Raw genomic sequence first — 13,328 nt, forward strand, 5'->3', positions numbered from 1 at the left:
CGCTCTCGGCGAAACAGCACTTCGAGGGTACGATTTGGAGGTTTTAGCCAACCGAACTGCCATATATAAGGCAGACACACGCCCCTTAGCATATTTGTGTCCGGATTGCTCCAGTCAGAGGTTCCAGTCAGGAACTCAGCGGCCGTAGACTTCGTGCACAAACTTTTCGAGCGCGGCGATGGAACGTTCCACCTTCTCCGTGTCGATGCAGTACGCCATGCGGAAATAGCCGGGCACGCCAAAGCTGTCGGACGGAACGAGAATCAGGTCGTAGTCCTTGGCTTTCATGCAGAACGCGTTCGCATCCTCCTCAAGCGCCTTCGGGAAAATGTAGAACGTACCGCCCGGTCGTACTACGTCGAATCCGAGGCGTACCAGCGCGTCGTACAAGAGGTTCATGTTCTTTTCGTACACGGAAAGGTCGCTGGTCTCATCCACCACCTTGGCCACGGCCAGCTGCACGCTGGATCCTGGGCAGTTGTGTCCGGTTCCGCGGCTGACTTGGCCGCACATGGGCACGATCAGTTCGGCGTCGGTGGCACGCGGGTTCACCGCCACATAGCCGATGCGCTCGCCCGGCAGCGACAGCGACTTGGAGTACGAGTAGCACGAAAGCGTGTTGTCGTAGAACTTGCTCGGATACGGCTGCACGCCCCCGTCGAATACGATTTCGCGGTACGGTTCGTCGGAGATCAGGAAGATGTCATGCCCGTATTCAATCTGCTTGGCCCGCAGTATTTCAGCCAGTCGAGTCAGCGTTTCGGCGGAATAGACGGCTCCGGAAGGATTGTTCGGCGTATTGATGAGCACCGCTGCGGTTTCCGGGTTCAACGCCTGTTCGAATGCGTCGAAATTGATCTGGAAGTTTTCGGTGTCGGCCGGCACTACGGTCAGGTGCGCGCCGGTTCCGTTGACGTACGGCTGGTATTCCGGAAAGTATGGGGCAAACGTGATAACTTCGTCGCCCGGTTTGGTCACCACGCGCAGCGCGTGGGCCAGTGCTCCGGCCGCACCCGTGGTCGGGAAGATGTAGTCGGCCGTATAGTCCATGTCGAAGCGGCGGTTGAGGCTTTCCGCAATGGCCGTGCGCACTGAGGTAATACCCAGCGACGGCGAGTATCCGTGCAGTGCGACCGGTTCCGCATCCCTATACAGGGCGATCATTTCGTCGGTGAAGCTTTGCGGGCAGGGCACACTTGGATTGCCCAGCGAATAGTCGAACACATTCTCGTAGCCGATTTCGGCGCCACGCGCGGTCGCGTATTCACTCAGCTCGCGGATCACGGACTTTCCGCCAAGCATGGCCTTGTAGGCTTCGTTGATCATGAACAACCTCCCTGTCGTACTGTCGTACTTCTGACGCATGTATCATGCACGCCCGCGCCCGGCTCAATTCAGTCAGTCAATCGCGAATTCACCTCATGGCGGCGAACGTGCAACACTTTCGTTTCTACCACTGCTTTGTCACAATCGCGGGCAGGGTGTCATGTAACGGTATTATTCGACAGTCCTTTTAGCTTCCTCGACTTCCCCGGCTTCCCTCAGTCGATTGCGCTGCGCGGCCTCCATGCCGGGCACGAAACCGTTGCTGAAGATTCTGCGCCAATATTCAAGCATGTCCGCTTTTGACATCGACATGAACATGCCCGCCGCAAGCACGGCGACGTCCTCGTTGAATACGGTGTCGAGTGGCAGTTTCTCATGCAACTTCGGCCAGCGCTGCAACACCGCCAACATACCTCCGACAGTGAAGTCGAGCATAAGATCGGTTTTCAGATCGAGATGGTCCACATCCAGTCCAAGCACGGAAATCATGGTCAAACGCCCGAATTCTTTCAGCGACGAAACGAGTTCCGGTGAGCTGTGCGGACCGGCAAGCAATGCCAATCGGTCGAGACGCTGGCGCTGTTCGGGGTCACGCAGCAGCGCGGTGACGTGCTTGCGCCATTCGGTGTCAGGATCGAAATCTCGCCCTGGCACACCCGGCATTGGCGTGTTTTCGACGGCGTGCAGAATGGCGGAATCGGCCAGTTCCGGCAATCCGGAGAAATGGTAGTAGAAGGAATTGCGATTCACGTCCGCCGTGCGCACGATGTCGGTGACAGTGATTTTGTTGTACTCGCGTTCCGAAAGCAGCTCCCAGAAAGCGTTTTCAAGACGATCTTTCGCTGGCAGGATTTCCGAATCCCTACGTGGTCGTGGCATCAGTACCCCCTGATAATTAGTCACGTTGCCTCATAACCACGTTTTATTGTACAAGTTGTCTAGACCATTTTTCACCGAATGTCGCATACGAATTTACAAATACAACACAGCCGGCAGTACCATACTTACGTCGCGCACGTCACGCACGTCGCATACGCACGCCACCCACGGCACTCGCCCGCGCCCTACTTGCGTTGCACCTTCGGGTTGCGCGCGAGCGCCGCCTGCAACAGAATCACCAGCGCCTGATTGATGTTGCGTCGATCCTCACCGCTCAAGCCAACATATGTGCCGAGCATTTCGGGAATCACCTTCGGCCCGGCCGCCACAATCGCGGAAATACTGCCCGCCCCGGAAGCCTCGAGCACGGAGAACAGCGCGTCGACCGCATGCTCTCGCTGTTCTTTGGAAAGTCCCGCAAGCCAGCCGTTCAGTGACTTGTTGAACACCACGGAACTGTTGGCCACGTCTTCGGCCTTGGCGAATTCACCCCCGTGCATCTGCCACGAGAAGGCGAAATGCTGCATGATGCCATCCACGTCGGATTTCACCACCACACAACGTTCGGGGGTTTCCAGCACCATGCCCACCACCGAGGAGTCCGGCACGATTTTCACAATGCGATCGCTCACGCTCGCATATTCGAAGCTTTTCACCACTTCCTCGGGGAAACCCGGCCCGTCGAGCGAGTAGATGCGTTCAATTCGACCCTTGATCTCGTCTTCGGCGTTCATGGCCGCATATACGGCCAGATTACCGCCCTTGGAGTGTCCGGTCAGCAGTATCGGCCCATCCCACAGCGAGGCGACTTTTTTCAGGTATTCAGCTGCGGAAACCTGTGCTGGAACCGGGTATTGGAAGGCCATGTTGAAGTCTTCCTTCCATCCGACCAGCGAATCATCGGTGCCTCGAAACGCCACAACCAGCGTTCCCGACGGCAGCCGGAAAGTCACCGCCGCGAACTGCGTTTGCGCACCACCATCGAACTGCTCGCAGTACGCACTCATCTCAACGTCGGAAAACCGCGGATTCGCCGCCACAGCATGGTAGAAGTCGTGCGTCACCTGCGGATCGACCAATCCTACGTTCTCCACATCATGGTCGGCCACGGGCTTGTCGTGGTTCAGCTCGTCATCGGCACGCGCAATCGTCACACCTCCAAACGGGGGCTTGTGCAGCATACGTAACGATGCGATCGGACGCCGAATATCGAATTGCTTCGCACGCGCCTGCAACGTACCGTATTTCGCTACCAAATCGTCCAATAGCAGCACGCATTCCGGTACTTCGTCGTACGAAAGCTGCGCCAACACCAATGCGTCGGCCTCGCGGAATGGCAATGCTTCGAAACTGCGCGTTTCCGTGCGCGCGTAGTCCACAATGTTGCCCATCACGCATCCATCTCCTTGTCGTTGCGCAGTTCACCGTCGGTTCGCAGTTCACCGTCGGTTCGCAGTTCACCGACAGCGACTTTCGCCGCGCTGACCGGAATCGCCTTGAGCACATCTTTGATGAGTTCACGCGTTTCAACGTCGGTACCCCTGGCGGCCGCCACGATTTTCGGCAGCGAATCCGTCCAATTCGCCACCAAATCAGCGATATTACCGTACCCTGCTGCTGCGAAGATGTCGTATATCTGGTTGATGGCCCGTTCGCGCTGTTCCTGGCTTACGCGGTCGAACCATCCGTCGATGGTTTTGCCGATGAGTTGCGCGCCGCCTGTCAGCTCGTTTGCCCGCTCGAATTCGCCGGATTGCGCCACCTGCCAGCTTGATCCCATATGTTGCAGAATGCTTATGGCGTCGGCTTTGACAAAGGTCGGTTTGACTTGTGATTGCAACAGCATGCCGACGATGGAGGATTCCGGCACGGTTTTGTCGATTCGTGCCGCGATTGCCTGATATGCGCGGCTATGCACCATAACTTGAGACATTCCAGGACCGTCATGTGAGAAGATGCGGAAGATTCTGCAGTTACGTCCCGGCACGCTTCCGCCGAGCGCCGGCAGCAGTCCGAGCCGTTGCGCGCGCTCGTTGGTCGCTTCAATATCGCTTTGCGCGATTTGCATGGCCGCATATACCGCCATGTTGCCGCCTTTGGAATGCCCGCCGAGCATAATGCCGGGCGATTCCTTCGCCGAAAGGAAACGTTCCGTCCTGTCCAAAATCGAGTCCGCATATCGATATGCCGATTCTTGCGACGGCACTGGGCAGCGCACCGCCATATTGAAATCCTCTTTCCAACCGACAAGCGTGCCATCAGTGCCACGGAATGCAACATATAAGCCGAAATCAGCACCCAAATCGAAAGTCATCGCAGCGAATTGCTGCTGCTCGTCCTCATCCAAACGTTCGGCATACTCCCCCACCCGCAACCCGCGGAATCGCGGCGATTCGCAAACCGCACGCAGTATCGAAAGCCGATAATCGTTCATTTCAGAGGAATTCGAAACAAACATCTCATCGTAGCTTTCGGCGCGCAGCAATTCACGGATCGGCACGGTCGCCACCGACTTGGCCTCGCCGAATGCCGGAACCAAACCCAGCAATCGCATGTAGGAAAGCTCGGAAAGCACCAGGGAATCGACATTGCTGAACGCCAATTCGCCGAACCCGCGAAACTCGCGGCGCACATAATCCACAACATTGCCCATGCCTCAACTCTAGCCCGTCCGCAGTTCCGACCACATGTCACCACGCGCATTCCCCCAAATGTTCGCACGCGCTCCCCGCACGCCCACGCTCAAACCGACTCAGCCACACACTGTAGGATATGTGCGAACGCAAGTTGCGAACACACATCGCAGGTGCAGTGAACGCAAGTCGCGCACCAGTAATACTTGCGAATCGAACTTATGAAGGGACGCTCCAGAACACCATGGAACCGATTGAAATCGCTGTGGATTGGCTGAAAGCCAATTCCGGAAAAATCATTCTGCTCATTGTCGTCGCACTGCTTGCGGCCGTTATCGACAAGGCGCTTACCCGAATCGTGAGCAAAGTGCTGGACCGTTCGCAAGTGCCGAACGCTTCGATTTTCATCAATATTCTGCGTGCGGTGGTGTGGACGTTGGCTGTGGGCACTGTGCTGCAGCCTGTGTTCGGCATTAATCCGACCACGATTTTCACCGCGCTCGGCATCGGCGGTCTTGCGGTGTCACTCGGTATGAAAGATACGATCGCGAACATCATCGGCGGTTTCGGTCTGATGCTTGGCCGTGTGATCCAGCCGGGCGATCTGGTAAACGTTGCGGGCACCGATGGCGTGGTCGAAGACATCAACTGGCGTCAGACCGTGGTGCGCGAGCGCAACGGCAATATCAAAATCATTCCGAATTCGATTCTGAACACCGCGTCGCTGGAAAAACTCAATCCATCCAATGAGATGATGGTTCGTGTGCCGTTCACCGCCAAGGCCGGCACTGACATCGACGAGATGACCCGTCAGGTGGTGGAGGCCGTGCAGCGCGACACCGCCGATTTGGCTGATCCGCGCTTCCCTCCGAAAGTGAGGCTGACCGGCTACTCCCCTTACGGCATCAATGCTGAAGTGTGCGCGTTTGCCAAGCCGGGATTGTTACTTTCCGACATGATCAACGTCGTGGCACGTTCCATCGCCAATGCTGATTTTCTTGAGAATCGCGCCATTAACGAGGAATCGTGATTTCCTCGCGAACAGAGAAAATCGCGATTGGCCCATACATAAAAAGTGCCGCATGCAGTATTCTACATGCGGCACTTTTTTATGCTGAAATTATTACATCATTAGATTGATTGCCGTAATAATAACCGTCACTACAATGTAAGTAATTACACCGACGTTCATTATTGCCGTGCCCGTGCGAACGCCGCGAGGCAATTCTTCGGGCGCGGTATAGAATTCAAAATTCTTACGTTCACGAATAAGCAGCACGACACCCGCAATGATCAGACCGTAATACAGCAGCATATAGATGCCGAATATCATCATTCCCGTCGCATTCTGATCTATCCACTGCATCATGGCCGTTCCGTCGCCGTTTTCCGCACTTGTCAGCACGTTCATCAGGCTGTCGATGTCAATGTTCTTCACCACCCACGGCGCGACCACACCGCCCATGAAGTTGACGAACATGTGCATGACCACCGAATAACGCAGTTTGCTGGTACGCACGTACACGTAGCCGAACACAAGCCCCAATGCGAATGCATAGAAGAATTGGAACAGGTTCATGTGCACCAAGCCAAAGAACAGCGAGGAGAACACAATCGCGGTTTTTTCGCCGTATTTGCGCGTGCGGCTGATAAGTTCCTTGCGGAAGATCCATTCTTCGAACAACGGTCCGAGAATCACGAGGAACACCACGTTCCACACGTCGAATTGCATGGCCAGGTCACTTACCGAATTGCTGGCGTTGCCTCCGGAGAGCAGCGACGACAGCATATTGCCGATAAGGCTGCCCGCATACATGAGCGGGAAGCACATGACCAGCAGTTTGAAGAATTGGCTCGGTTTCATGTCGAACTTGCGTGTTGCAATGACCGACGATTTGCCCATGATCAGTACCGCGAGCGGCATGGCCACGAGATACAAAGGGACATCCGATGCCACATACGCCGCCCAATTCGGCAGATTCGTGGTGTGCAGTACCTGATAGAGCACGCTGGAAAGCACCGTTGCAAGCGCATACCAGATCACCACCATCAGGCACATGCTTCCGCCGATACGGGAGAACACGCTTTTCACGCGCCTGAGCCAAAGTTCATAAGGATTGGCTTGCGGCTGCGGATACTGCGGTTGTTGCGGATATTGCTGATATTGGGATGGTTGTTGCGGATTCTGCCGCGGCTGCGGTTGTTGCGGCCGCTGCGGATATTGGGGGTACTGCGGAAACGTCATATCTGCCTTTGCGACGACGTGCACGGAAGTGCATATATGAAAATGCTGATACTCAGCACCTTAGTACAGGAATGCTGAATATCAGCTTACAATCTCACGACCGTCGCCATAAGCGTCCGCAACGAAAAGGATCACATGGCGAGCACTACGATCGGGCGCGGATCCGCCACACACTCGAAATCAGCGCAGCACGCCTTCGATCAGCATGGTGATCAGGTCGGTGTAGTTCACGCCGGTCGCCTCCCATGCCTTGGGATACATGGAAATCGGGGTGAAGCCCGGCATGGTGTTGATTTCGTTAACCATCACTTCGCCGTCGGCCGTCACGAAGGTATCGACGCGGCTCAGGCCGGTGCCGTCGACCGCGATGAACGCTTTTTTGGCGGTTTCGCGCACACGGTTCAGGGTTTCTTCCGGCAGACTTGCGGGCACTTCCACATGGCTTGCGTCGGAGTTCATGTATTTGCTGTCGAAATCATAGAACTGGTCGTCGCCCTCGGCACGCTTGTCAAGCACGATTTCGCCCGGCCAGCTGGCCTGCGGAGCCTCGCCGGCCTTCGGGCAGAGCACGGCGCATTCGATTTCGCGTGCGTCGATTCCCTGTTCCACGAGCACACGCCAATCATGGTGGGACGCTTCGAACACGGCGGCGGCAAGCTCGGCCGCATCGCCCTCATGTTCGACCTTGGTCACACCGAAGCTGGAACCGGCGCGGGACGGCTTCACGAACAGCGGGTACTGCAATCCGGCCTGTTGCACCGCGGCAAGCATCTCGTCCGCGTCTGCGGCGAATTCGGAAGCGGCATCATAATCGCGCGCATCCAACGTGATGCCGGGAGCCACGGAAATACCGGCCGCAGCCAGCAAAACCTTCGTATAATGCTTGTCCATGCACGCGGCGGAAGCGAGCACACCGCAGCCAACGTACGGCACGTTCATCATTTCGAACAGGCCCTGAATCGTGCCATCCTCACCGTACGGACCATGCAATACCGGAAGCACGGCGTCCACGTGGCCAAGCGAAGTCAACGTGCCGTCATCTTCACGAGCGAAGAAACCATCCTGACCGAGTGCCACATCCAGCACCACATCTTTGGAGGAATCCGTCTTCTCCACCGTCGGCATACCTTCGCTCATGTTCCACTTGCGCGGATCCTCGCCGTCTACGATCCACTCGCCGTTCTTGGTAATTCCCACCTCAATGGCTTCGAACTTGTCAGTATCCAACGCGCGCAACACGCCCGCCGCAGAGATGCAGGAAATCGAATGCTCGTCGGCTTTGCCGCCATACATCACCACAATGCGCTGTTTTGCCATCTTTGTCTTATGCTCCATAAATTGGTCCGTTGAACGCACACGCGCCCAATACCGTCTGTCAATACTGTTTGTTCTCGCAATATCGCGCCGGTTTGCACTACTGTTCGCCTGCGATATCGCACGTTCGCAATATCGCAGTTCAGTATACAAACCGCACCCCACAGCCACACGCGACGAACCATGATTACACACGCCCGTCGCTCATGTCCTATTTTCATGAATCATAGAATACGGAATCAAACGTTGGAATGATGCGATTGCAGCCTGAAAAACCGAGCTTAAGCGCTTTGTCTAATTACGATTAGACTAATTACGATTAGACTATTTTTATACAGATTTACTATTATTGCCGAATATATGGCGATTGACGATTAACAAATTCCGATTGACGTTTTACGCAATCGCATGTCTCGAAAAAATAAAAAGACCGCACCTGAAAGTGCGGTCTTATTTGCAATTGCGATATTGCGGAAAGATTATTCTTCGCTGATGCCTTCGCCGAAAAGTTCGGACAGCATTTGCGCGCAGGAGATGCCATCGGAAAGCACGTGGCTCATGGCGGTGGCGAGCGGCGTGGGCACGCCATACTGCTTGCCGAGCGCCACTACCGCATCGGTGGTCGGCACGCCTTCGGCCACGCCGTTGCTCACCTTGGTGGCTTCCTCAACGCTCAGGCCCTTGCCCAGGTTGGAGCCGAACGTGTAGTTGCGGCTCAACGGGGATCCGCAGGTGGCGATCAGGTCGCCCACGCCCGCCAAACCGGCGAACGTCTTCGGATCGGCGCCTGCCGCCTCTCCCAGGGCGGTCAATTCGGCCAGACCGCGGGTTTCGATCATGGCGGCGGTGTTTTCGCCGTAGCCGGCGCCGCGGGCCATGCCCACAGCCAGCGCGACCACGTTCTTCAGCGATCCGCACATTTCCAAGCCGATTACGTCGCGGGTTACGAACGCACGGAAATAGTCGGTGGTGCAGGCGGCTGCGATCTTGCGTGCATTGTCGAGATTTTCGCAGGCAACCACGGTTGCGGCCGGCTCGCGGTCGGCGATCTGCTTGCTCAGGTTCGGTCCGGAAATGGCGGCGAAGCGGTCGGCCGGCAGGTCGAGCGTTTCCATAACGACTTCGTCCATGCGCTTGCCGGTAGTGCGTTCAATGCCTTTCATCAGGGATGCCACGAGCGCGGTTTCGGGAATGAGCTCTTTGAATTCGGCGAGCGCGACGCGTGCGAACTGCGCCGCGATGGCCACGATGATAATGTCGGCGTTGGCTACGGCTTCGGCACGGTCGCCGGTGGCAGTCATGTTGCTTGGCAGCACTTTCACGCTGGGCAGGCGAACACCGTTGTGATGGTGGTCGCGAATGCCTTCCACGATCTCCGGTTCGATGGCCCACATGGTCACATTGTTGCCTGCATCGGCAAGCACCTGACCGAAAGCGGTTCCCCAAGCTCCTGCGCCCAGTACCGTCACGTTCGTCATATTTGCTCCTTGCATTGCTCCAGGCACCATTCATAGTCCGGAGTCTTGGCTCAAAAATTGCTTTCCTTATGCTACCGCCGGCTACGCACACCGCGATGCATACCGCAATACGCGCAACACGTACGCGCAATCGGCCGGCAGTATTTCGATTACTTCATTTCAGCAATCGAGTGTTCGGTCTTTTTTCGATTCAGTCCTTCACTCGGCTCATCGTGCGATAATCCCAATATCCGTCGGGGGCTTGTTCGCCGCGGATTTCGGCCATGACTTCGGTCATGCGTACGCGAATGCGTCGAGTGAGTTCGTTGGCGAGATCTTCCGGCACTTCCTCACCCCAGGAATCGCAATCGGAGAGCAGATCCGCATAATCAAGCGCCTCGTCGTAGCACATGACCACGTTTTTACGCGGCCACGGCCACCAATGGTTGATGCTTGCCGCACCCCACGTTACCGCGCAATACAGCGGAATCTGATAGCCGAGTCGGCGTGAGGCCTCAAGTGCGATCACACCCACGCCGTTTTTCATGCTCATCGGCCATTTCTGCGGGTCGCGCGTTACCGTGCCTTCCGGCCATACGGTTAGGGGTCGGCCGGAGGTGAGGATTTCCACGGAGGTCTCCTCGATGGCTTTCGCCTTGCCAGCACGTCGTTGCACGGGCTGCATGCCTACCAGCTGGAACCATTTGCCAATCAGCGGCCACGAGGCCATTTCGGCTTTGGCCATATAACGCGGGCGGCGGCCTTGGTGGAATATGGAGATCATGGGCACGAACACGTCGAACATGGTGACGTGCGTGGCCGCGGTGATGAATGGACCGGTTTCCGGCACATGTTCGATGCCCCACGCCTTGAGTTTGGTGCGATTACGGAATACGATGTCGCATCCGGTGAGCAGTCGGTGGGTCGCTTTCGGATTCTGCGCTTCGATTTCCGCGGTGTTGGCTTTGCGTGGCCCGCATGGAAAATCATGGGTTGGATCAACGAGATGGTGATGCTGTGCGAGCTTTGCGACCTGTTTGTCGCTTAACGGTTTGACCGCGGAACGCGGCGAGGGTTTTCCTTTGGATGCCATGCGTTCCATTCTGCCACCACCCATTCCGCTTGGTTGGGGCGATTGCGCTCATGCACGACGCACACACGAAATACAAAAAACGCGGAATATACGAAGCGAATATATGAAAAGGCGGAACCAGGGGCCGATTCACCTTCCACCCGTTCCGCCGTTTTCCGTCTTTGTGAGCCTGGGCAACGCCGCTTCATTTGCGTCACCACTCTTCAGCTCAGCCCCCAACTGCCTATGTCTGTAGGCTTACGCCACTTCAGTGGCCGCGGATTCCTCCACAGCGTCACTGAGATCGTTGATACACCCCTGCAGTTGCGCCCTCTCTCATAAGCAGAATACCCCCTTTTGCCGCAAAAAATGCTTTATTTACAAGTAATTCACCCCCACCCGAGACACGGGGACAAACATGCAATACACACAATAACGATGAGGACTTCTGGCTGTTCACATCGTTGCAAACGCCATTCAATATCGACAATCATAGTGCTATTCCGAAAGAATCTCTGCCGAAATAGTCATTATTTTCAAAAACAATGACACTATTGCATCACTATTACGTGCCATAACCCATAAATTAAGCTCAACAATTTGCACACTGAATTACTATGCTTTTTGAAAGCGAGCAACGGCAATACACACGTAACGGCAATATGTAAGCAAAAGGCCGGTGTCCACTGTTGTGAACACCGGCCTTACCAAGCCAATCAAGCTATATCAGCTAAATCAGGCAACAAATCAGTCGAAATCTGCGCCGAGAGCTTCGAGCTTGCCACGGAAATCAGCGTAACCGCGGTCAATTAGCGAAATGCCCTGCACGTTGGACGGACCCTTCGCCGTCAATGCGGCGATCAGATGGCTGAAGCCACCGCGCAGATCCGGCACGTCAATATCGCGGCCGGTCAACGGGGTCGGTCCGAAAATGACCGCGGAATGCTTGTAATTGCGCTGCTGGAAACGGCACGGCAACGATCCAAGGCATTCGCGATACAGCTGAATCGTGGCACCCATCTGCACCAGTGGCTTCGTGAAACCGAAACGATTCTCATACACCGTTTCGTGTACGATCGACAGGCCCTTCGCCTGCGTCAACGCCACCACCAGCGGCTGCTGCCAGTCGGTCATGAAGCCCGGATGCACATCAGTTTCGATTGCGACTGGCTTCAAATCGCCGCCCGGATGCCAGAAACGAATGCCGTTATCGGTGATGTCGAACTCACCACCGATCTTGCGGAACACGTTCAGGAACGTCATCATTTCAGGCTGCGTGGCACCCTTGACAAAAATGTCGCCATGCGTGGCCAATGCCGCAGAAGCCCAAGAAGCGGCCTCAATGCGGTCGGTCAGCGAGGTGTGCGTGTAACCTTTCAGCTCCTTCACACCTTCGATACGGAACGTACGATCCACATCCACGGAAATAATCGCACCCATCTTCTGCAGCACGCACACCAAATCCATGATCTCAGGTTCGGTGGCAGCGCCGGAAAGCTCCGTCTTGCCTTCCGCAAGCACTGCGGCAAGCAACGTCTGCTCGGTAGCGCCTACCGACGGGTACGGCAGATGAATCTTCGCGCCATGCAAGCCGTTCGGAGCGGTGATATGAATGCCGTCCTTATGTTCCTTATCGACATTGGCACCCAACTTGCGCAACGTTTCCAGATGGAAATCAATCGGACGACCGCCGATATTGCATCCGCCGAGAGCCGGAATGAACGCTTCACCCAAACGGTGCAGCAGCGGACCGGAGAACAGGATCGGAATGCGCGACGAGCCGGACAGCGTATCCACGTCGGCCACGTCAGCAAGCTGTACATTCGTGGCGTCGATCGTGACCACGCCATGATCGCCGTCCACCGTAACGTCCACGCCATGCAGGCGCAGCAGATCGGAGACCACATGCACGTCACGAATCTCCGGAACATTCTTCAACACGGACGTGCCCGGGGCGAGCAGCGCCGCCACCATGGCCTTGCTCACGAAGTTCTTCGCGCCACGCACCTTGATGGTGCCGTTCAGCGGCTTGCCACCTTCGACGTGCAGAATGTCGTTGTTATTGTCAGACACGCTCAACCTCTTTCGCTTCCCTTACACGGTTCAAGCTTGAAACACACTAACCTTCAGTTTGCCATAAGGCATGTAGTGGGCTCGTGAAATGCCACGTTCAGCGCAGTGTCTCCCAATTTCGTTCGACTTTCGCCCAAAACTTCCAGTCACTGGAACAATCCACCCACAAACAACCATCTCAGCGGGAAAATTTCCCCAGTCACTGGAACAATCACCCCGCCAAACCGCACCTCAGCGTCCAAAAACCTCCAGTCACTGGAACATTCCACCCGCCAACAGCCATCTCAGCGGGCAAAAACCTCCAGTCACTGGAATAATTCACCCGCCAA

General features: G+C 56.0%; 10 protein-coding genes. 1 reads left to right on the plus strand and 9 read right to left on the minus strand.

Annotation, left to right across the window (positions count from 1 at the left end):
- Positions 1 to 135: 135 nt before the first annotated feature.
- The 4 genes from CE168_RS03095 to CE168_RS03110 form a co-directional block, all read right to left on the minus strand.
- Positions 136 to 1,326, minus strand: coding sequence for a pyridoxal phosphate-dependent aminotransferase (locus tag CE168_RS03095; RefSeq protein ID WP_099571050.1), 1,191 nt, complete (start codon positions 1,324 to 1,326; stop codon positions 136 to 138).
- 171 nt (positions 1,327 to 1,497) lie between these two features.
- Positions 1,498 to 2,205 (minus strand): TetR/AcrR family transcriptional regulator, encoded by a 708-nt coding sequence (locus tag CE168_RS03100; RefSeq protein WP_099571051.1) that lies wholly within the window; start codon positions 2,203 to 2,205, stop codon positions 1,498 to 1,500.
- 185 nt (positions 2,206 to 2,390) lie between these two features.
- Positions 2,391 to 3,596, minus strand: a complete 1,206-nt coding sequence (locus tag CE168_RS03105) for a DUF2974 domain-containing protein (protein WP_099571052.1) — start codon at positions 3,594 to 3,596, stop codon at positions 2,391 to 2,393.
- Positions 3,596 to 4,858, minus strand: coding sequence for an Mbeg1-like protein (locus CE168_RS03110; RefSeq protein WP_236824292.1), 1,263 nt, complete (start codon positions 4,856 to 4,858; stop codon positions 3,596 to 3,598). Before CE168_RS03110 ends, CE168_RS03105 begins: the two co-directional genes overlap by 1 nt.
- 224 nt (positions 4,859 to 5,082) lie before the next feature.
- On the opposite strand from CE168_RS03110, the gene CE168_RS03115 reads away from it, so the two are divergent.
- The gene (locus CE168_RS03115; protein WP_099571053.1) at positions 5,083 to 5,868 is read left to right on the plus strand and encodes a mechanosensitive ion channel family protein; all 786 of its coding nucleotides are present in this window, start codon (positions 5,083 to 5,085) and stop codon (positions 5,866 to 5,868) included.
- 93 nt (positions 5,869 to 5,961) lie between these two features.
- Here CE168_RS03115 and CE168_RS03120 read toward each other — a convergent pair whose 3' ends face one another.
- From CE168_RS03120 to murA, 5 genes are all read right to left on the minus strand, one after another.
- Positions 5,962 to 7,083, minus strand: coding sequence for a CPBP family intramembrane glutamic endopeptidase (locus CE168_RS03120; protein ID WP_099571054.1), 1,122 nt, complete (start codon positions 7,081 to 7,083; stop codon positions 5,962 to 5,964).
- A 180-nt stretch (positions 7,084 to 7,263) separates the two neighbouring features.
- Entirely contained in the window at positions 7,264 to 8,400 is a 1,137-nt protein-coding gene (locus tag CE168_RS03125) for a D-alanine--D-alanine ligase family protein (protein WP_099571055.1), read from the minus strand.
- A 476-nt stretch (positions 8,401 to 8,876) separates the two neighbouring features.
- Positions 8,877 to 9,875 carry an NAD(P)H-dependent glycerol-3-phosphate dehydrogenase gene (locus CE168_RS03130; RefSeq protein ID WP_099571056.1) on the minus strand — a complete coding sequence of 333 codons (999 nt, stop codon included), beginning with the start codon at positions 9,873 to 9,875 and terminating at the stop codon, positions 8,877 to 8,879.
- A 190-nt stretch (positions 9,876 to 10,065) separates the two neighbouring features.
- Positions 10,066 to 10,947 carry a lysophospholipid acyltransferase family protein gene (locus CE168_RS03135; RefSeq protein ID WP_099571057.1) on the minus strand — a complete coding sequence of 294 codons (882 nt, stop codon included), beginning with the start codon at positions 10,945 to 10,947 and terminating at the stop codon, positions 10,066 to 10,068.
- A gap of 726 nt (positions 10,948 to 11,673) precedes the next feature.
- Complete coding sequence (gene murA / locus CE168_RS03140) at positions 11,674 to 12,999, minus strand: UDP-N-acetylglucosamine 1-carboxyvinyltransferase (RefSeq protein WP_099571058.1); 1,326 nt, start codon at positions 12,997 to 12,999, stop codon at positions 11,674 to 11,676.
- Positions 13,000 to 13,328: the final 329 nt, after the last annotated feature.

It is taken from the genome of Bifidobacterium sp. N5G01 (genome assembly GCF_002742425.1).
Classification (GTDB): domain Bacteria; phylum Actinomycetota; class Actinomycetes; order Actinomycetales; family Bifidobacteriaceae; genus Bifidobacterium; species Bifidobacterium hominis.

Coding starts and splice junctions, on each gene's coding strand:
- CE168_RS03125 (WP_099571055.1), bottom strand. CDS start 8,400: ATGGCAAAACAGCGCATTGTGGTGATGTATGGCGGCAAAGCCGACGAG.
- CE168_RS03100 (WP_099571051.1), bottom strand. CDS start 2,205: ATGCCACGACCACGTAGGGATTCGGAAATCCTGCCAGCGAAAGATCGT.
- CE168_RS03130 (WP_099571056.1), bottom strand. CDS start 9,875: ATGACGAACGTGACGGTACTGGGCGCAGGAGCTTGGGGAACCGCTTTC.
- CE168_RS03135 (WP_099571057.1), bottom strand. CDS start 10,947: ATGGCATCCAAAGGAAAACCCTCGCCGCGTTCCGCGGTCAAACCGTTA.
- CE168_RS03120 (WP_099571054.1), bottom strand. CDS start 7,083: ATGACGTTTCCGCAGTACCCCCAATATCCGCAGCGGCCGCAACAACCG.
- CE168_RS03110 (WP_236824292.1), bottom strand. CDS start 4,858: ATGGGCAATGTTGTGGATTATGTGCGCCGCGAGTTTCGCGGGTTCGGC.
- CE168_RS03095 (WP_099571050.1), bottom strand. CDS start 1,326: ATGATCAACGAAGCCTACAAGGCCATGCTTGGCGGAAAGTCCGTGATC.
- CE168_RS03105 (WP_099571052.1), bottom strand. CDS start 3,596: ATGGGCAACATTGTGGACTACGCGCGCACGGAAACGCGCAGTTTCGAA.
- CE168_RS03115 (WP_099571053.1), top strand. CDS start 5,083: ATGGAACCGATTGAAATCGCTGTGGATTGGCTGAAAGCCAATTCCGGA.